Origin of the sequence: Serratia sp. SM04 (assembly GCF_040280225.1) — a bacterium.
Classification (GTDB): Bacteria; Pseudomonadota; Gammaproteobacteria; order Enterobacterales; family Enterobacteriaceae; genus Serratia; species Serratia sarumanii.
Map to the genome: position 1 here is coordinate 1 of NZ_JBEOQT010000008.1, position 18,356 is coordinate 18,356.

The 18,356-nt window shown below is 57.8% G+C and carries 16 protein-coding genes and 1 rRNA gene; 9 read left to right on the top strand and 8 right to left on the bottom strand.

What is annotated here, in order from left to right; all coding sequences use genetic code 11:
• A 5S ribosomal RNA gene (rrf, locus tag ABTW55_RS12680) occupies nt 1-115 on the top strand.
• A gap of 72 nt (nt 116-187) precedes the next feature.
• Here the strand turns inward: rrf and mobB are convergent.
• Together mobB and mobA are read right to left on the bottom strand one after the other, a co-directional pair.
• Nucleotides 188-706: a molybdopterin-guanine dinucleotide biosynthesis protein MobB gene (gene mobB / locus ABTW55_RS12685; protein ID WP_060423693.1), complete on the bottom strand. Its 519-nt coding sequence runs from the start codon at nt 704-706 to the stop codon at nt 188-190.
• Complete coding sequence (gene mobA / locus ABTW55_RS12690; RefSeq protein WP_033636501.1) at nt 703-1,293, bottom strand: molybdenum cofactor guanylyltransferase MobA; 591 nt, start codon at nt 1,291-1,293, stop codon at nt 703-705. The genes mobB and mobA overlap by 4 nt, the downstream gene beginning before the upstream one ends.
• A gap of 148 nt (nt 1,294-1,441) precedes the next feature.
• Here mobA and ABTW55_RS12695 point away from each other — a divergent pair, with 148 nt between their 5' ends.
• From ABTW55_RS12695 to dsbA, 3 genes are all read left to right on the top strand, one after another.
• The gene (locus ABTW55_RS12695) at nt 1,442-1,711 is read left to right on the top strand and encodes a YihD family protein (protein WP_033638631.1); all 270 of its coding nucleotides are present in this window, start codon (nt 1,442-1,444) and stop codon (nt 1,709-1,711) included.
• Nucleotides 1,712-1,809: 98 nt separating this feature from the next.
• Entirely contained in the window at nt 1,810-2,796 is a 987-nt protein-coding gene (locus tag ABTW55_RS12700) for a serine/threonine protein kinase (RefSeq protein ID WP_047569988.1), read from the top strand.
• A 29-nt stretch (nt 2,797-2,825) separates the two neighbouring features.
• Nucleotides 2,826-3,449, top strand: coding sequence for a thiol:disulfide interchange protein DsbA (gene dsbA, locus ABTW55_RS12705; protein WP_004931264.1), 624 nt, complete (start codon nt 2,826-2,828; stop codon nt 3,447-3,449).
• Between the two features lie 46 nt (nt 3,450-3,495).
• Here the strand turns inward: dsbA and ABTW55_RS12710 are convergent, their stop codons facing one another.
• Complete coding sequence (locus ABTW55_RS12710) at nt 3,496-4,392, bottom strand: acyltransferase (RefSeq protein ID WP_060423697.1); 897 nt, start codon at nt 4,390-4,392, stop codon at nt 3,496-3,498.
• 497 nt (nt 4,393-4,889) lie between these two features.
• Between ABTW55_RS12710 and polA the strand changes: the two genes are divergently transcribed.
• On the top strand, nt 4,890-7,691 hold the full coding sequence (gene polA / locus ABTW55_RS12715; protein ID WP_060425400.1) for a DNA polymerase I: 2,802 nt from the start codon (nt 4,890-4,892) through the stop codon (nt 7,689-7,691).
• A 517-nt stretch (nt 7,692-8,208) separates the two neighbouring features.
• On the opposite strand, the gene yihA is transcribed toward polA, so the two are convergent.
• Nucleotides 8,209-8,853 (bottom strand): ribosome biogenesis GTP-binding protein YihA/YsxC, encoded by a 645-nt coding sequence (yihA, locus tag ABTW55_RS12720; RefSeq protein ID WP_019452177.1) that lies wholly within the window; start codon nt 8,851-8,853, stop codon nt 8,209-8,211.
• Nucleotides 8,854-9,358: 505 nt separating this feature from the next.
• On the opposite strand from yihA, the gene ABTW55_RS12725 reads away from it, so the two are divergent.
• The 3 genes from ABTW55_RS12725 (at nt 9,359) to hemN (ending at nt 11,683) form a co-directional block, all read left to right on the top strand.
• A complete protein-coding gene (locus ABTW55_RS12725; RefSeq protein ID WP_223182053.1) occupies nt 9,359-9,562 on the top strand; it encodes a hypothetical protein in 204 nt (67 codons plus the stop codon).
• 25 nt (nt 9,563-9,587) lie between these two features.
• The gene (yihI, locus tag ABTW55_RS12730) at nt 9,588-10,127 is read left to right on the top strand and encodes a Der GTPase-activating protein YihI (RefSeq protein ID WP_071883854.1); all 540 of its coding nucleotides are present in this window, start codon (nt 9,588-9,590) and stop codon (nt 10,125-10,127) included.
• Between the two features lie 182 nt (nt 10,128-10,309).
• On the top strand, nt 10,310-11,683 hold the full coding sequence (hemN, locus tag ABTW55_RS12735) for an oxygen-independent coproporphyrinogen III oxidase (RefSeq protein WP_060423702.1): 1,374 nt from the start codon (nt 10,310-10,312) through the stop codon (nt 11,681-11,683).
• 34 nt (nt 11,684-11,717) lie between these two features.
• Here hemN and ABTW55_RS12740 read toward each other — a convergent pair whose 3' ends face one another.
• The 4 genes from ABTW55_RS12740 to glnA all read right to left on the bottom strand — a co-directional run bounded on the left by ABTW55_RS12740 (nt 11,718) and on the right by glnA (nt 16,027).
• On the bottom strand, nt 11,718-11,840 hold the full coding sequence (locus ABTW55_RS12740; protein WP_015379453.1) for a YshB family small membrane protein: 123 nt from the start codon (nt 11,838-11,840) through the stop codon (nt 11,718-11,720).
• Nucleotides 11,841-11,953: 113 nt separating this feature from the next.
• Nucleotides 11,954-13,366 carry a nitrogen regulation protein NR(I) gene (gene glnG / locus ABTW55_RS12745; RefSeq protein ID WP_015379452.1) on the bottom strand — a complete coding sequence of 471 codons (1,413 nt, stop codon included), beginning with the start codon at nt 13,364-13,366 and terminating at the stop codon, nt 11,954-11,956.
• Between the two features lie 8 nt (nt 13,367-13,374).
• Entirely contained in the window at nt 13,375-14,424 is a 1,050-nt protein-coding gene (gene glnL, locus ABTW55_RS12750; RefSeq protein WP_004931246.1) for a nitrogen regulation protein NR(II), read from the bottom strand.
• Nucleotides 14,425-14,617: 193 nt separating this feature from the next.
• The gene (glnA, locus tag ABTW55_RS12755; RefSeq protein WP_004931244.1) at nt 14,618-16,027 is read right to left on the bottom strand and encodes a glutamate--ammonia ligase; all 1,410 of its coding nucleotides are present in this window, start codon (nt 16,025-16,027) and stop codon (nt 14,618-14,620) included.
• 370 nt (nt 16,028-16,397) lie between these two features.
• On the opposite strand from glnA, the gene typA reads away from it, so the two are divergent.
• Nucleotides 16,398-18,221 (top strand): ribosome-dependent GTPase TypA, encoded by a 1,824-nt coding sequence (gene typA, locus ABTW55_RS12760; protein WP_004931243.1) that lies wholly within the window; start codon nt 16,398-16,400, stop codon nt 18,219-18,221.
• Nucleotides 18,222-18,356 lie beyond the last annotated feature (135 nt).

Below are 18,356 nucleotides of genomic sequence, written 5' to 3' on the forward strand. Positions count from 1 at the left end.
CTGGCGGCAATAGCGCGGTGGTCCCACCTGACCCCATGCCGAACTCAGAAGTGAAACGCCGTAGCGCCGATGGTAGTGTGGGGTCTCCCCATGCGAGAGTAGGACACTGCCAGGCATCAAATTAAGCCGAAAGCCCTGAACTGACGTTCAGGGCTTTTTGCTATGCGTAAAACGAAAAAAAGCGCAGCTACGCTGCGCCTTTCAACCACTCGACAATAAAGTCGGCGATGCTTTCCGGTTGATTGAGATCCAACTGCTTAGCCGCGATGGATAGCGGCCGGTCGCTGGCTACCGCCACGACAAACTGATCCTGCATGTCTTCCAGCGGTCTGCCGATCTCGGCCCTATATAGCAGGATCTTGCTGACCGGCTCATGTTTGAACCCTTCCACCAGAATCAAATCGACCTTATCGGCGTCAAAACGCCCTGCCAGGTAGCGTAGATCCAAAGGTTGTTGCTCCGGCGTTTCGGTCATCAATGCCCAACGGCGATCGCTGGCGACCAGCGTTTGGTCGGCACCCGCTTTGCGCAGCTCATAGCTGTCTTTACCCGGCGTATCCACATCCATGTCGTGATGCGTATGCTTTATCAGCCCAACCCGCACCTGGCGCTGTTTCAGCATTGGGATCAATTGCTTGAGCAGGGTGGTTTTCCCCGTCCCGCTGTAGGCGCCGATGGCCAGCAAAGGGGGCAATGAACGATTCATGTTTTTAGCTCTCGTGCTTGCTGCCAGTGCAGGCAGTCTTCCGGCGTATTCAGGTTATGAAATGCCGTTTGCTGCCCGCTGAACACCACGCGTTGTGCGTTAATCTGATGCAAGAACAGCATCAGCTTGCGTTCACCGCGCGCCAGATAGTCGGCCAGCTGCGGCGCTATTTGGGTATGCAATAATGCCAGCGTAGGGTGATCTCGTTCACCATCGCTGGCAAAGGCTGCTGGCGCCGCGCCTTTTTGCCGCCATAACTGCGCGACTAAGTCGGCGGGAAAGTCGGGGACGTCACAAGGGACGAAGGCCACCCACTCGCTGGGGGCCTGTTTGAGCCCGGCGAGCATCCCGGCCAACGGCCCGGCGAAATCGGGCGTCAGATCGCCAATCACCGGCAAACCGCTCGCCTGGTAACGTGCCTGATTGCGATTGGCGCTGATGGCGACAGAAGCCACTTGCGGCCGTAACCGAGCCAATACGTGTTGATAGAGTGCGATACCGGCAATCGACACCAGGCCTTTGTCTTCACCGCCCATACGCGTGGCCCGTCCGCCGGCCAAAATGACGCCGCTGATTTCTTTATGCATCTCGTTTATCCCGCCTTGTCGATGCGCTGATTGTAGCGCTAAAGCCGGCGCGACATCAGGATTTACCTTTATTGACAAGCCGGTTCTTTCACTGCGTGGGTAAGCCTGTTACTTTGTGAGTTTATTCATGCTATTGGACGATATTGAGATGAAAACGCATCGCGTAAACGAGTTGATCGAGCTGTTGCACCCGGCCTGGCAGGAAGATCCCGATCTCAATTTGATGCAGTTTTTGCAAAAGCTGGCGCAGGAAGCGGGCTTCCAGGGCGAGTTGTCCGAACTGAGCGACGACATTCTTATTTACCATCTGAAAATGCGCGGCAGCGCCGGCACGGATCAGATCCCGGGCCTGAAGAAAGATTACGAAGAAGATTTTAAAACGGCGCTGTTGCGCGCTCGCGGCGTTATCAAGGACTGATCCTCGCGCGGTGCGAGAAAGCATAGCTCGTGAAAGGCGCCATTAATGCTACTATTTCTCATTCCCGGCACCGTGCTGTCAGCGATCAAACGAACGTTATGAATAACTCTGCTTTTAATTTCGACACCCTGTCGCCCGATTTGATTATGGACGCGCTAGAAGGGGTTGGCCTGCGCGTCGATTCCGGTCTGACGGCGCTGAACAGCTATGAGAACCGCGTCTATCAGTTTATGGACGAAGATCGCCGGCGCTACGTGGTGAAGTTTTACCGCCCGGAGCGCTGGAGCGCCGCACAAATCGGTGAGGAACATCAGTTCGCTCTGGATCTGGCCAGCGCGGAAATTCCTGCGGTGGCGCCGCTGGCGCTGCAAGGCGCTACGCTGCATACGCACGGTGGATTCTTCTTTACCCTGTTTCCCAGCGTGGGCGGGCGCCAATATGAGATAGACAACCTGGATCAGTTGGAATGGGTGGGTCGTTTCCTGGGCCGTATCCATCAGGTCGGCGGCGAGCGTTTGTTCGCCGAACGGCCGACGATGGGGGTTGAAGAGTATCTCACCGCCCCGCGTCAGGTGTTGGCCGATTGCGGGCTGTTGCCGGCAGCACAGCGTGACGCGTTCCTGCTGGCAACGGACAACCTGATTGCGGCGATCAAGGCGCACTGGCATCTGGACTGGCAGCCGCGCCGTTTGCACGGTGATTGCCATCCGGGCAATATTCTGTGGCGCGACGGCCCGCTGTTCGTCGATCTTGATGACGCGCGTAACGGCCCGGCGGTGCAGGATTTGTGGATGCTGCTGCACGGTGAGCGGCGCGATCAATTGATGCAGCTGGACGTCTTGCTGGAAGCGTACGGCGAATTTGCCGAGTTCGACCAACGCGAGCTGGCGTTGATTGAGCCGCTGCGGGCAATGCGCATGGTGTATTACCTGGCCTGGGTCGCCCGCCGTTGGCAGGATCCGGCCTTCCCTAAGAGTTTTCCGTGGATGGCGGAGTCTGATTTCTGGTTGTCTCAGACTGCGGCCTTCACCGAACAGGTTAAGCTGTTGCAGGAGCCCCCTCTGCAGCTGACGCCAATGTATTGAAGCTTTAACACAATGGAGAGTTTAGTCTTATGAAAAAAATATGGTTGGCGCTCGTTGGCATGGTGATGGCCTTCAGTGCCTCGGCGGCACAGTTTAGCGATGGCGCTCAGTACGTGACCCTGGACAAGCCGGTGACCGGTGAGCCTCAGGTGCTGGAGTTCTTCTCCTTCTACTGCCCGCACTGCTACCAGTTCGAGCAGGTCTATCACGTGTCCGAGAATGTGAAGAAGGCGCTGCCTGCCGGCACCAAAATGACCAAGTACCACGTTGAGTTCCTGGGGCCGCTGGGCAAACAGCTGACTCAGGCATGGGCGGTGGCGATGGCGCTGGGCGTGGAAGACAAGGTAAGCCCGTTGATGTTTGAAGCGGTGCAGAAAACCCAGACCGTGCAAACGCCGGACGATATCCGTAACGTCTTCGTGAAAGCGGGCGTGACCGCCGCAGATTATGACGCGGCATGGAACAGCTTCGTGGTGAAATCTCTGGTGGTTCAACAGGAGAAAGCCGCGGAAGATCTGCAACTGCGCGGTGTGCCGGCGGTATTCGTGAACGGCAAATACATGGTTAAAAACGATGGCCTGGACACCAGCTCGATGGACGCTTACGTGAAGCAGTTCGCCGACGTGGTTAAATTCCTCAGCCAGCAGAAATAAGCCAGATTCAACATGAAAAACGCCGGCGTTCGTTGCCGGCGTTTTTTTATCCGTATTGCCGCTTCAATTTATCCAGCAGCCGGTCTTTTTCCTGCCACAGCGTATTCAGCCACAGTTGGAAACGCCGCTTGAACTGCTTGTCGTTGAAATAGTCCCCGTGCAGGGTTTCATCGATCGGTAGCGTCTCTATTCTTACCACGATGCGCGTCAAACGACCGCACAGCATATCCAGAAAAGGCCGTTGGTTATTTTCCGGATAGAGCAGAGTGACGTTCAACACTTTGTCGAACTGATTGCCCAGCGCGCTAAGGGTAAACGCGATGCCGGCGGCTTTGGGCGCCAGCAAATTGCGATACGGCGAATTGCTTTTAATTTTCTTGGCTTCGGTGAAGCGCGAACCTTCGACGAAATTGACGATGGTGGTTGGACGTTGACGGAATTTTTCGCAGGAACGGCGCGTGGTTTCGATATCCTTGCCGCGCTTCTCCGGATGCTTATGCAAATAGGCGCGGGAGTAACGCTTCATGAATGGCATATCCAGCGCCCAGCAGGCCAGGCCGACAAAAGGCACCCAGGCGAGCTGTTGCTTGAGGAAATACTTATTCATTGGAATATGATTTCTGAACAGCACGCACAACACGACAATGTCTGACCAGCTTTCGTGGTTGCTGATCAGCAGATACCAGTTTTTGCGATCCAGCCCTTCCAGCCCTTCAATATCCCAACGCAATTGCCCGTTAATGCGCAATAACAGCGCCAGCCCCTGACACCAACACCACATCATGAAATCGGCGAAAGCAGAGATATATCGCCAGACGGCGGGAATGGGCACCAGGAGTTTCACGATGCCGGCCAGCGTGATGGGGATAGAACACAACACCGTCACCAGAATGGTGAGTATGACGGAAATGATAAAGATAACAGGCGTTAACAATCTTGGCATGGTTATGGGCTGACGGTTGTTGGGAACATCGTTGCATGCCGAAGCGCATGAACAAAAGCCTATTTTAACAGAGAATGTCGGGGTAAAGCGCCGCTAAAAATCACTGTTTTTGGCCTCGCCGGATAACCATTTGCCGAGTTTTTGTGCAACTTGTCCAGCTTGTGCTAAGGTAATTGAGGCGCCGAATTTGATTAATAGTGCGATTAAAATCCGGCGAAAGTTATATCCACAAATCCAATAAAAGCCAGTAATAAAGCGTCGCCGGAATTCGTTCTTTTAACGCGGTGATTTAAATAGGAATTTTATTCGCCGTTATAACGATAATCACAACGTTATAATTCGGTCTCTTTTCTATGCACAAAGTTATCCACAGGTAAGATCTTGCGGATCCTCGCGCACAATCTCATCATTTTCGTCCGCAATGCACGCTAAGGTTCGTCTCCGGCGGCCAGCTATGGCATGCTTACCCCTATGTCCGATCACGATAAAGAAACGCTATGGCCCAGATTGCAGAAAACCCACTAATCCTGGTTGACGGTTCCTCCTACCTCTACCGCGCTTATCACGCCTTCCCGCCGCTGACCAACTCGGCGGGCGAGCCGACCGGCGCGATGTACGGCGTGCTGAATATGCTGCGCAGCCTGCTGCTGCAGTATCAACCGAGCCACGTTGCCGTGGTGTTTGATGCCAAAGGGAAGACCTTCCGCGATGATCTCTTCGCCGAATACAAATCGCACCGGCCGCCGATGCCGGACGATCTGCGTGCGCAGATCGAGCCGCTGCACAACATGGTCAAGGCGATGGGCCTGCCGCTGCTGGTGACGCCCGGCGTTGAGGCGGACGACGTCATCGGTACGCTGGCGCTGGAGGCCGAAAAGGCCGGCCACGCGGTGCTGATCAGCACCGGCGACAAAGACATGGCACAGCTGGTGACGCCGAACGTCACCCTGATCAACACCATGAACAACACCATCCTCGGCCCGCAGGAAGTGTGCGACAAGTACGGTATTCCGCCGGAGCTGATCATCGACTTCCTGGCGCTGATGGGCGATTCATCGGACAACATTCCCGGCGTGCCGGGCGTGGGTGAGAAAACCGCTCAGGCGTTGCTGCAGGGTATCGGCGGGCTGGATGCGCTGTACGGCAATCTGGAGAATATCGCCACGCTGAGCTTCCGCGGCGCCAAAACCATGGCGGCCAAGCTGGAGCAGAACAAAGAGGTCGCGTACCTCTCCTATAAGCTGGCGACGATCAAAACCGACGTTGAGCTGGATCTGACCTGCGCGGATCTGACGGTTTCTGCACCGGATGTCGATACGCTGCAGCAGCTGTTCAAACAGTACGAATTCAAACGCTGGCTGGCGGACGTGGAAGCCGGCGTATGGTTGGAAAACAAGAAAGGCGCGGGAGCGAAAGCTGCCGGCGGTGCCAAACCGGCCGCCGCCACCGCGGAAGCGCCGAAGGCGCTGGCGGAGGCCAAGCTGTCCCAGGACGGTTATGTCACCATTCTGGATGAAGCGGCCTTTACCGACTGGCTGGCGCGGCTGAAAAAGGCCGATGTGTTTGCCTTCGATACCGAAACCGATGGTCTGGATACCCTGACCGCCAACCTGATCGGTCTGTCCTTCGCGATCGCGCCGGGCGAGGCGGCTTATTTGCCGGTGGCGCACGATTATCTGGACGCACCGCCACAGCTGGACCGCGCCTACGTGCTGGAAGCGCTCAAGCCGCTGCTGGAGGACGATAAGGCGCTGAAGGTCGGGCAAAACCTGAAGTTCGACATGAGCCTGCTGGCGCGCTACGGCATTGAGATGCGCGGCATCGCCTACGACACCATGCTGGAGTCCTATGTGCTGGACAGCGTCGGCGGCCGTCACGATATGGACAGCCTGGCCGATCGTTATCTGAGCCATAAAACCATCACCTTCGAAGAGATCGCCGGCAAGGGCAAAAACCAGCTGACGTTCAATCAGATCGCGCTGGAGCAGGCGGCGCCTTACGCCGCCGAAGACGCCGATGTCACGCTGCAGTTGCACCTGGCGATGTGGCCGCAGTTGAAACAGAGCTCAGAGCTGCTGACGGTGTTCAACGAGATTGAAATGCCGCTGCTGCCGGTGCTGTCGCATATCGAACGCACCGGGGTGCTGATCGATCCGGCCATTTTGTCGGCCCACTCCCAGGAGCTGGCCAAGCGTCTGGCTGAGCTGGAGGCGCAGGCCCACGAGCTGGCGGAAGAGCCGTTCAACCTGGCGTCGACCAAGCAGCTGCAGGCTATCTTGTACGAGAAACAAAAGTTGCCGGTGCTGAAGAAAACTCCGGGCGGTGCGCCGTCCACCAACGAAGAAGTGCTGGCCGAGCTGGCGCTGGATTACCCGCTGCCGAAGGTGATCCTGGAATACCGCGGCCTGGCGAAGCTGAAGACCACCTATACCGACAAGCTGCCGCTGATGATCAACCCGGTCAGCGGCCGGGTACACACCTCGTACCATCAGGCGGTGACTGCGACCGGCCGTCTCTCCTCGAGCGATCCGAACCTGCAGAACATCCCGGTGCGCAACGAAGAAGGGCGGCGCATCCGCCAGGCCTTTATCGCGCCGGAAGGCTACCGCATCGTCGCGGCCGACTACTCGCAGATCGAGCTGCGCATCATGGCGCATCTGTCACAGGATGAAGGGCTGCTGAAGGCCTTCGCCGAAGGGAAAGACATTCACCGCGCCACGGCGTCGGAAGTCTTCGGTGTGCCGTTGGATAAAGTGACCGGCGAACAGCGCCGCAGCGCCAAGGCGATTAACTTTGGCCTGATTTACGGCATGAGCGCCTTCGGCCTGGCGCGCCAGTTGGGGATCCCGCGTGGGGAAGCCCAGCGCTATATGGATCTGTACTTCGAGCGTTACCCGGGCGTGCTGGACTACATGGAGCGCACCCGTCAACAGGCTTCCGAACAGGGCTATGTCAGCACGCTGGACGGGCGCCGCCTGTACCTGCCGGACGTCCGCTCCAGCAACGCCTTGCGCCGCAAGGCGGCCGAGCGCGCCGCCATCAACGCCCCGATGCAGGGCACCGCGGCCGATATCATCAAGCGTGCGATGATCGAGGTCGACGCCTGGCTGCAAGGGCAGGAGAAGCCGTTGGTGCGGGCGATCATGCAGGTGCACGATGAATTGGTATTTGAGGTGCATGAGTCGGTGATCGAAGAAGCCAGCCAACGCATCCGTCAATTGATGGAAGGCAGCATGACTCTGGCGGTGCCGCTGAAGGTCGACGTGGGCGTCGGCATGAACTGGGATGAGGCGCACTGATTACCGGGTTATCGCCGGATGCGCTAACTGGCGATAACCTAAGCACTTTTCGTAATTAAGCTACAAGATGCGGCGATAGTTTCCCCAACTTCGCCGTTCTTGCGCCGCAAATTGTGTAAGTAAACTACAAAAAATTCTTTTGCCCTGCGAAAAAATAAGGTAGAGTTACAGGCGTAGGGTACAGAGGTAAGATGTTCTATCTTTCAGACCTTTTACTTCACGTAATCGGATTTGGCTGAATATTTAGCCGCCCCAGTCAGTATTGACTGGGGCGTTTTTTATTGTAAAAACAGCAGCAAACCATACGTTTTTCCTATCGCTCCGCACCGCTTTTCGTTCCTGCTTTCCTCCTTTCGACTCGCGTAATCCGGCGAGATAAGCCAGCCCTGGCGATAAGTTTTTATGATGGCTTTATTTCAGAACTGTAATTAGATAACAAAAAATCCCGCCTGCGGCTGAACTGCGGGTATAAAAAAGCCGATGCGGCGAGGCATCGGCTCTGGCGTTCGGCCTGGGCTTATTCGCCGGCTTCGTCTTCCGGCAGCACTTCCGGTGGGATCTCGTTAAACCAGGTGTCCAGCTTCTGGCGCAGCTTGTCGACGCCGATCTTCTTCAGCGACGAGAAGGCTTCAACCTGGATATCCCCCATAAACGGCAGCACCGCTTCACGCACCATATTGAGCTGCGCCTTGCGTGCGCCGGAGGCCAGCTTGTCGGCCTTGGTCAGCAGCACCAGCACCGGCGTGCCGACGTCGACCGCCCACTGGATCATCTGCTGGTCGAGATCTTTCAGCGGATGGCGAATATCCATCAGCACCACCAGGCCTTTCAGGCTGTTGCGCATCTGCAGGTATTCGCCCAGCGCGCGCTGCCATTTGCGCTTCATCTCTTCCGGCACTTCGGCGTAGCCGTAACCCGGTAGGTCGACCAGGCGGATGCCGTCTTCCACTTCGAACAGGTTGATCAGCTGGGTGCGCCCCGGCGTCTTACTGGTGCGCGCCAGGCTTTTTTGGTTGGTCAGCGTATTCAGCGCGCTGGATTTCCCGGCGTTGGAACGGCCGGCAAAGGCGACTTCAATTCCTGCATCCCCCGGCAGATGGCGAATATCGGGTGCGCTGGTGACGAAATGGGTCACATGATAGTTGTAGTTCTTGCTGGTCAAAATTTTTCGTCTCCGTGAGGATGGCTAACTGGTTGGCGATTATAACTGCATCAGCGGTAAAAATGGCGTGTTTCTCGGTTTTTAAGCGGCGGGACGCGATAAAACGACGGTTATGCCGCGCGTACGTTGTGAGACATTTGCCATTCGAATCGCGGGTAATGTCGCTTTATTCGAAAGTGATGTTTCTGTTTTTATTTTAAAAACAATATGTTGTTTTTTCGTTGTAGGGAAATGTCGTCCAAATCGGCGTCAGGTGCCTTGAGCCTTGGCAACAATAACGTAAAGTAGTCGTTAACGCAGGGTTGCGCAGGATTAAGGAACATCCGGGAAGGATGACAAATCTCAGGGAATGCACAGGGCGTGCAATGAGTGCCAGGATGAACGCAACAGGAAGTGACCCTTTCGCACCGGAACAGGCGGCAGGCACATCGGATGGTGAAGTATTGGCAGTTTGGATGCCGGCAGGAAGCTCGCTCGGGAAGAGCGGATGCGAATGGATTGCGCCATGGACGATTTTTCTTTCAGGATGAAGGACGTAGTGGCAGGGAATGCGGTTATAGCAGAAGGAAAAACCGGGATGTTGCATGTGCGCAAGGAGCGCGTAACAGGAATACCCTTCGCAAGAAGGTGCGAAATAGGCGGCAGGTTTAACCTGCCGCCTTTTTTCTTTGTCCGCTTTCTGCTAGATTCCGCCGCAATTCTATACTGAATCTACATACCTAAGAGCACACGCTATGAACCAGCCATCAAAAGCACCTCGCGGCAGCGCGGCGAAGTCAAAAACGAAAAAGAAAAGCCGTATGGAGCTCGATCAGGAAGCGCGCGAGCGCAAACGCCTGAAAAAGCGCCGCGGCCACGCTTCCGGTTCGCGCACCCAGGTCGAGTCCGGCAGCCAGAAGAACAAATCGGCGGCGGAAGCCAAAGATCCGCGTATCGGCAGTAAAGTGCCGGTAGCGCTGGTGGTCGACGAAACCAAAGTGAAGGCCAAACCGCAGCCGAAGCCAAAGGCCGAAGCGAAACCGCGCCTGTCGCCGGAAGAAGAGCTGGCGAAGCTGGAAAATGACGAACGCCTGAACGCGCTGCTGGATCGCATCGACGATGGCGAAACGCTGAACGCGGAAGAGCAGACCTATGTCGATAAAACGTTGGATCGCATCGATGTGCTGATGGACGTGTTGGGCATAGAACTGGGTGAAGACGACGACGAAGAAGAAGAGAAGCAGGAAGATATTCTGAAGCTGCTGAAAGGCGGCAACCCGAAAGACGCTTTTTAACGCGCTATGTGGCTAATCCCGGCAATAGCCCTACTCTTGATGTGTTATCTGCTGTGGTTATTCGGTAAACTATGGCGGCTGTCTAAGCGCAAAGCGCGTTTTCGCAGCGCTTCCGTGGCCAGACAGCGCAGACAACCGCCTCTCTCCAGGCCCGGTAGAAAAAGATATCGGAAGGAGTGAGCATGTCAGAGCAGACGATTGTCTGGGATTTGGCCCTGATCCAAAAATATAACTACTCAGGGCCGCGTTATACTTCATACCCCACGGCGCTGGAGTTTAACCAGCGCTACGACGAAGCGGCGTTTCAACGCGCCGCTGCGCGTTACCCTGAGCGGCCGCTGTCGCTGTATGTGCATATCCCTTTCTGTCATAAGCTGTGTTACTTCTGCGGCTGCAACAAGCTGGTGACGCGCCAGACCCACAAGGCCGACGAGTACCTGAACGTTTTGGCGCAAGAGATCGCCAGCCGTGCGCCGCTGTTCGCCGGCCGTAAGGTCGGCCAGATGCACTGGGGCGGCGGTACGCCGACCTACCTGGATAAAACGCAAATCAGCCGGCTGGTGGCGTTGCTGCGCGAACACTTTGATTTCCTGCCCGATGCGGAGATGTCGATCGAGGTCGATCCGCGCGAGATAGCGCTGGATGTGCTCGATCATTTACGCGCCGAAGGCTTTAACCGTCTGAGCATGGGGGTGCAGGATTTCAACAAACAGGTGCAGCAGTTGGTCAACCGCGAGCAGGACGAAGCCTTTATCTTCGCCCTGATTGAGCGGGCCAAAGCGCTGGGCTTCCGCTCGACCAATATCGATCTGATCTACGGCCTGCCGAAACAGACGCCGGAAAGCTTCGCTTTCACGCTGCAGCGGGTGGCTGAACTGAATCCCGATCGCCTCAGCGTGTTCAACTACGCGCATATGCCGAACTTATTCGCCGCCCAGCGCAAAATCAAAGACGCCGATCTGCCCAGCGCCCAGCAGAAGCTGGATATCCTGCAACAGAGCATCGCTTTCCTGACCGGCGCCGGCTATCAGTTCATCGGCATGGATCACTTTGCGCGCCCGGACGACGAGCTGGCAATCGCCCAACGCGAAGGCAAGCTGCACCGCAATTTCCAGGGCTATACTACCCAGGGCGACAGCGATCTGCTGGGGCTGGGCGTGTCGGCCATCAGCATGCTCGGCGACAGCTATGCGCAGAACCAGAAAGAGCTGAAGCGTTACTATGAGAGCGTACCGGCGCAGGGCAACGCCCTGTGGCGCGGGCTGGCGCTGACGGACGACGATTGCCTGCGGCGCGATCTGATCAAAACCCTGATCTGCAATTTCCGGTTGGCGTATCAGCCGCTCGAACGGCAATACGGCATCGATTTCACCGCTTACTTCGCCGAAGACCTGCAGCTGCTGGCGCCGTTTGAACGCGATGAGCTGGTGGAGCGCGACGAGCAGGGCATTCGCGTCACGCCGCGCGGGCGCTTGCTGATCCGCAATATCTGCATGTGTTTCGATCGCTATCTGCGGCAACAGGCGCGCAGCCAGCAGTTCTCACGGGTGATCTGAGGATGAAAAAACAGCCGCTGATGCGGCTGTTTTTTTAACTGAAGAAGTTAATCAGCGCGGCGCACAATACCGCGGCAACCGCCGCCTGCGGGGTGTGGCTGGCGGCGGAGCCCAGCTCCGCGCCCTGAGAAATGAATACGATGAATGAGTCCAGCATCGTCAACCTCCAGAGTGTGCGACACGATCATACTGCGCCCGCACCGGCTGTAAAGCCTGCGGTTGGCGTTTTTTTGTGCGCCGGACGGCGTTTTTCATCATCCATCCCCGTTCCTATTCCATACCCAGCTCTTTGAGCTTGCGGGTCAGGGTATTGCGCCCCCAGCCCAGCAGGCGCGCGGCTTCCTGTTTGTGCCCTTGGGTGTGGCGCAGCGCGGTGGTGAGCAGCGTGCGCTCCATTTCCGGCTGTGCTTCCGACAGCAGGTTTTGATGACCGGAACGCAGCGCGCGATCGGCCCACTGCGCCAGCAGCGTGGCCCAGCTGTCCGGCAGACTGTGGCTGGGGCTTTCCGGCGCGGCGGTTTCGAACAGCTCACCCGGCAGATCCTGGATCAGCACTTCCTGCCCGGCGGCCATCACCGTCAGCCAGCGGCAGGTGTTCTCCAGCTGGCGCACGTTGCCCGGCCAGGGCAGGCGGGTCAGCGCGGTTTCGGTTTCCGGGTGCAGGTTCTTGGCCTCGACGCCTAACTCTTTGGCGGCGATCTGCAGGAAGTGGCGCGCCAGTCGCGGGATGTCTTCACGGCGCTCGCGCAGCGGCGGCAGGTGTACGCGGATCACGTTCAGGCGGTGGAACAGATCCTCGCGGAACTTGCCTTCCTGCACCCGCAGCTCCAGATTCTGGTGCGTGGCGGCGATGATGCGCACGTCGACCTTCACCGGCGCATAGCCGCCGACCCGGTAGAACTGGCCGTCCGCCAGCACCCGCAGCAGGCGCGTTTGCACGTCGAGCGGCATATCGCCGATCTCGTCGAGGAACAGCGTGCCGCCGTCGGCCTGTTCAAAACGGCCCTGACGGATTTGGTTCGCGCCGGTGAAGGCGCCTTTCTCGTGGCCGAACAGCTCGGACTCGATCAGATCCTTGGGGATGGCGGCCATGTTCAGGGCGATGAACGGCGACTTGGCGCGCGGGCTGTGGCGGTGCAGCGCATGCGCCACCAGCTCCTTGCCGGTGCCGGATTCACCGTTGATCAACACGCTGATCGACGAACGCGACAGCCGGCCGATGATGCGAAACACGTCCTGCATCGCCGGCGCCTCGCCGATGATGTCCGCCGCCGGATCGCTGGCCGGCTGGCTGCGCACCGGCTGCTGCTGCTCCTGATAATGGCTGATGGCGCGCTCGACCAGCGCCACCGCTTCATCGATATCGAACGGCTTCGGCAGGTAGTCGAAGGCCCCTTGCTGATAGGCGCTGACGGCGGCGTCCAAATCCGAATGCGCGGTCATGATGATCACCGGCAGCATCGGGTGGCGCTGTTTGATCTGCTTGAGCAGCGCCAGGCCGTCTATGCCCGGCATGCGGATATCGGACAGCAGCACGTCGGGGGTTTGCGTGGCCAAGGCTTCCAGCACGTCATTGCCGCCTTCGAAGGTGGCGCAGCTCAGGCCCGCGCCGGTGAGCGCGCGCTCAAGCACCCAGCGGATGGAGCTATCGTCATCGACGATCCAGACTATCCCTCGTTGCATAGCAAACCTCACTGACGAATGGGCAGGTAGACCGAGAATTCGGTATGACCTGGCCAACTGTTGAATTCAATTTTTCCGCAATGCTGATCGATAAGATTGCGGGCGATGGATAATCCCAGGCCGGTGCCGCCCTCGCGGCCGCTGACCATCGGGTAGAACAGCGTGTCCTGCAGCTGCGCCGGCACGCCGGGGCCGTCGTCTTCGACGTCGATGCGCGCCGCCAGCCGGTAGCGGGTGCCGTGCAGCGTAATCTGAAACGCGGTGCGGGTGCGCAGCGTGATGGTGCCGCCCGCTTCGCCCAGCGCCTGCAGCGCATTGCGGGTAATGTTCAGCAGCACCTGCTCGATCTGATCCGGGTCGTGGGCCATTTCCGGCAGGCTCGGATCGTAATCGCGCACCAGCGTGACGTTATCCGGCATTTCCAGCGACACCAGCTGGCAGACGCGCTCCGCTACCTGATGAATGCTCTGGGTGATGTGCTGGCCGGGCCGCTGCGGGCCGAGCAGGCGATCCACCAGATTGCGCAGCCGATCGGCCTGCTCGATGATCACCTTGGTGTATTCGGTCAGCGCCGGATCGGGCAGCGCCTTGGCCAGCAGCTGCGCCGCGCCGCGCAGACCGCCCAGCGGATTTTTAATCTCGTGCGCCAAACCGCGCACCAGATCGCGGGCCGCCACCTGTTGGGCATGCTGCAGCTGTTCCTGGCTCAGGCGGCGCTGATTGTCCATCGGCGCCAGCTCGACCAGAATATAGCCTTCCGGCAGCGCCTGAGCGGTCAGGGAAAGGATATGCGCACGGCCGTCGACCACCAGGGTCACTTCGTTGTCGGTGAAGCCCTGACCGGCGCGCAGGCTTTCACGCATCAAAGAGACGTTCAGCGAAAAATAACCGAGCAAATCGGGCAGCGGCGTGCCGAACAGCTTGCGGGAGCTTTGCGCCAGCAATTGCTGTGCCGCAGGATTAGCGTAGTGAACCGCCAGAGAGTCATCCAACAGCAGGATGCTGTTGATGAGTGAATTGAGGATCTGCCCAGCATCGGGCAGCTTGCCAGTTGCCATACAGCAGACTCCTGCACCTTTTTAGTGCATCTATCCTACTCCATCCGGGATCGGCGCGGTATGGAATAGTTTTGCAGAAAATACGGTGGAGAAAAAAACCCATCCGAAGATGGGCTGAAAGTTTCCACGGCAACAAAAAAGCGATAACAAAAATGTGGGCGCCGTCCGCCTGCGCAGACGGCGCGGGTAGGGCTTAGACGCTGTAGTACAGTTCGAACTCAACCGGGTGTGGCGTCATGCGAATGCGGTCCATCTCTTCTTTGCGCAGTTCGATGTAGGCATCGATCGCATCGTCGGTGAACACGCCGCCGCGGGTCAGGAACTCGCGGTCTTCGTTCAGTGCGGCCATCGCCTCGTCCAGCGAGCCGGCCACTTTTGGGATCTCGGCTTCTTCTTCCGGCGGCAGGTCGTACAGGTTTTTGTCCATGGCGTCGCCAGGGTGGATCTTGTTGATGATGCCGTCCAGGCCGGCCATCAGCAGCGCGGCGAAGCACAGGTATGGGTTAGCCGCCGGATCCGGGAAGCGGGCTTCGATGCGGCGCGCTTTCGGGCTGGCGACCACCGGGATGCGGATGGACGCGGAGCGGTTACGGGCGGAGTAAGCCAGCATCACCGGCGCTTCGTAACCCGGCACCAGACGTTTGTACGAGTTGGTGGTCGGGTTGGCCAGGGCGTTGATCGCCTTGGCGTGCTTGATGATGCCGCCGATGTAGAACAGCGCGGTTTCAGACAGGCCGCCGTATTTGTCGCCGGCGAACAGGTTGGTGCCGTTCTTGGACAGCGACATGTGGCAGTGCATGCCGGAACCGTTGTCGCCGAACATAGGCTTCGGCATGAAGGTCGCGGTTTTGCCGAAAGCGTGCGCCACGTTGTGCACCACGTATTTGTAGATCTGAATTTCGTCGGCTTTCTTGGTCATGGTGTTGAAGCGGGTTGCCACTTCGTTCTGACCGGCGGTCGCCACTTCGTGGTGGTGCGCTTCAACCACCAGGCCCATCTCTTCCATGGTCAAGCACATGGTGGAACGCAGATCCTGCGAAGAGTCGACCGGTGGAACCGGGAAGTAACCGCCTTTCACCGCCGGACGGTGGCCTTTGTTGCCGCCGTCGTATTTTGTGCCGGAGTTCCAGGCGCCTTCGATGTCGTCGATGGCCACGTGGGAACCGCGGATGCTGCTGCCGAAGCGGATGTCGTCGAACAGGAAGAACTCAGGCTCTGGCCCGAACAGCACGGTATCCGCGATGCCGGAGGAGCGCAGGAAGTCTTCGGCGCGTTTGGAGATGGAGCGCGGGTCGCGATCGTAGCCTTGCATGGTGCCCGGCTCGAGAATGTCGCAGCGAATGATCAGGGTAGGTTCTTCGAAGAACGGATCCAGAACCGCCGTGCTGGCGTCCGGCATCAGCACCATGTCAGATTCGTTGATGCCCTTCCAACCACCGATAGAGGAGCCGTCAAACATTTTGCCTTCTTCGAAGAAGTCGGCGTTTACCTGGTGAGCCGGGATAGTCACGTGCTGTTCCTTACCCTTGGTGTCAGTGAAACGCAGGTCTACGAATTTCACTTCATGCTCATTCAGCATCGTCAAAACGTGTTCAGCGGACATACTTAACTCTCCCGGTTTATCATTGTCGTCGTCGTGGAACGAATCTGTGGAACTGGCTTTTTTTCGCCTTGAAAAGACTAAAGCGAAAAGCGTGCCAACTTTTTAAAAAGGCGTTCATCGCCTTTCTGCGCGGGTTTTACCCAGCCACAGTATGCACCATCAACGATAAATTGCACTGTTATGGTGCAATAAGGGTGGGCGCAGGCACCGAAATGGTGCAAAAGTGCAGCGATTGCGGCTTTTTGCACCGTGAAAGGGATCACAAACTGACCGGTACGCGGTTGTTTATAAGAGATGGTTGTGATCTTGTTTAGTCCCTCGCTTAATACGTGTACAATAGCGCGCTATTTCTAATGCCCGAGGCAAAGCTGTGATCGAAAATTTGCGTAACATCGCCATTATTGCCCACGTTGACCATGGTAAAACCACCCTGGTTGATAAGCTGCTGCAACAATCCGGTACTTTCGGAGAGCGTGCGGAAGCCACCGAACGCGTAATGGACTCCAACGATTTGGAGAAAGAGCGTGGGATTACCATCCTCGCAAAAAACACCGCCATTAATTGGAACGGTTACCGTATCAACATCGTGGATACCCCGGGACACGCCGACTTCGGCGGCGAGGTAGAGCGCGTGATGTCGATGGTTGACTCGGTGCTGCTGGTTGTGGATGCAATGGATGGCCCTATGCCGCAAACCCGCTTCGTGACCAAGAAGGCCTTCGCCAACGGTCTGAAGCCGATCGTGGTCATCAACAAGGTTGACCGTCCTGGCGCGCGCCCTGACTGGGTTGTGGATCAGGTGTTCGACCTGTTCGTGAACCTCGACGCGACCGACGAGCAGCTCGACTTCCCGATCATCTACGCTTCTGCGCTGAACGGCATCGCCGGCGTCGACCACACCGACATGGCGGAAGACATGACCCCGCTGTATCAGGCGATCGTCGACCACGTGTCTGCGCCGCAGGTTGAGCTGGAAGCGCCATTCCAGATGCAGATCTCCCAGTTGGACTACAACAACTACCTGGGTGTTATCGGCATCGGCCGCATCAAGCGCGGTAAAGTGAAGCCGAACCAGCAGGTCACCATCATCGACAGCGAAGGTAAAACTCGCAACGGTAAAGTGGGCAAAGTGCTGGGCCACCTGGGTCTGGAGCGTATCGACAGCACCCTGGCGGAAGCGGGCGACATCATCGCCATCACCGGCCTGGGCGAGCTGAACATCTCCGACACCATCTGCGACACCAACGCCGTAGAAGCGCTGCCGGCGCTGTCCGTCGACGAACCGACCGTCACCATGTTCTTCAACGTCAACACCTCGCCGTTCTGCGGTAAAGAAGGCAAGTACGTGACGTCGCGTCAGATCCTTGACCGTCTGAACAAAGAGCTGGTGCACAACGTAGCGCTGCGCGTTGAAGAAACCGACGATGCGGACGCCTTCCGCGTTTCCGGCCGTGGCGAGCTGCACCTGTCGGTGCTGATCGAAAACATGCGTCGCGAAGGTTTCGAGCTGGCGGTTTCCCGTCCGAAAGTTATCTTCCGCGAAATCGATGGCCGCAAGCAGGAGCCATTCGAGAACGTGACGCTGGATATCGAAGAGCAGCATCAGGGTTCCGTGATGCAGGCGATGGGCGAGCGTAAAGCCGACCTGAAAAACATGGATCCGGACGGTAAGGGCCGCGTGCGTCTCGACTACGTGATCCCAAGCCGCGGTCTGATCGGCTTCCGTAACGAATTCATGACCATGACTTCGGGCACCGGTCTGCTGTACTCCACCTTCAGCCACTACGACGACGTGCGTCCGGGCGAAGTGGGCCAGCGTCAGAACGGCGTGCTGATCTCCAACGGCCAGGGCAAAGCGGTCGCGTTCGCGCTGTTCGGCCTGCAGGATCGCGGCAAGCTGTTCCTGGGCCACGGTGCGGAAGTGTATGAAGGCCAGATCATCGGTATTCACTCGCGTTCCAACGACCTGACCGTAAACTGCCTGACCGGTAAGAAGCTGACCAACATGCGTGCTTCCGGTACTGACGAAGCGACTACCCTGGTTCCGGCCATCAAAATGACCCTGGAGCAAGCTCTGGAGTTCATCGATGACGACGAACTGGTAGAAGTGACGCCAACCTCGATCCGTATCCGTAAGCGTCACCTGACGGAAAACGATCGTAAGCGCGCCAGCCGCGGTCCTAAAGACGCTTAATCGCTGATTGAGTGTCTCATGCTTAGGGCGCGGTTCTCGCGCCCTGAGTTTTTTCCTCTGTTGTTCCCCGTTTGTGCGGCGCGCTATGCGCTTTTCCGTTCGTTCCCTGTTCAGCTGTTCCTTTTCCCGCTACAG

What these genes read in the sequence shown, in the direction of transcription:
- glnA (WP_004931244.1), bottom strand. Translation starts at nt 16,027, where the DNA reads ATGTCCGCTGAACACGTTTTGACGATGCTGAATGAGCATGAAGTGAAA.
- ABTW55_RS12700 (WP_047569988.1), top strand. Translation starts at nt 1,810, where the DNA reads ATGAATAACTCTGCTTTTAATTTCGACACCCTGTCGCCCGATTTGATT.
- yihI (WP_071883854.1), top strand. Translation starts at nt 9,588, where the DNA reads ATGAACCAGCCATCAAAAGCACCTCGCGGCAGCGCGGCGAAGTCAAAA.
- ABTW55_RS12710 (WP_060423697.1), bottom strand. Translation starts at nt 4,392, where the DNA reads ATGCCAAGATTGTTAACGCCTGTTATCTTTATCATTTCCGTCATACTC.
- glnG (WP_015379452.1), bottom strand. Translation starts at nt 13,366, where the DNA reads ATGCAACGAGGGATAGTCTGGATCGTCGATGACGATAGCTCCATCCGC.
- ABTW55_RS12740 (WP_015379453.1), bottom strand. Translation starts at nt 11,840, where the DNA reads ATGCTGGACTCATTCATCGTATTCATTTCTCAGGGCGCGGAGCTGGGC.
- hemN (WP_060423702.1), top strand. Translation starts at nt 10,310, where the DNA reads ATGTCAGAGCAGACGATTGTCTGGGATTTGGCCCTGATCCAAAAATAT.
- glnL (WP_004931246.1), bottom strand. Translation starts at nt 14,424, where the DNA reads ATGGCAACTGGCAAGCTGCCCGATGCTGGGCAGATCCTCAATTCACTC.
- mobB (WP_060423693.1), bottom strand. Translation starts at nt 706, where the DNA reads ATGAATCGTTCATTGCCCCCTTTGCTGGCCATCGGCGCCTACAGCGGG.
- ABTW55_RS12725 (WP_223182053.1), top strand. Translation starts at nt 9,359, where the DNA reads ATGGACGATTTTTCTTTCAGGATGAAGGACGTAGTGGCAGGGAATGCG.
- mobA (WP_033636501.1), bottom strand. Translation starts at nt 1,293, where the DNA reads ATGCATAAAGAAATCAGCGGCGTCATTTTGGCCGGCGGACGGGCCACG.
- polA (WP_060425400.1), top strand. Translation starts at nt 4,890, where the DNA reads ATGGCCCAGATTGCAGAAAACCCACTAATCCTGGTTGACGGTTCCTCC.
- ABTW55_RS12695 (WP_033638631.1), top strand. Translation starts at nt 1,442, where the DNA reads ATGAAAACGCATCGCGTAAACGAGTTGATCGAGCTGTTGCACCCGGCC.
- dsbA (WP_004931264.1), top strand. Translation starts at nt 2,826, where the DNA reads ATGAAAAAAATATGGTTGGCGCTCGTTGGCATGGTGATGGCCTTCAGT.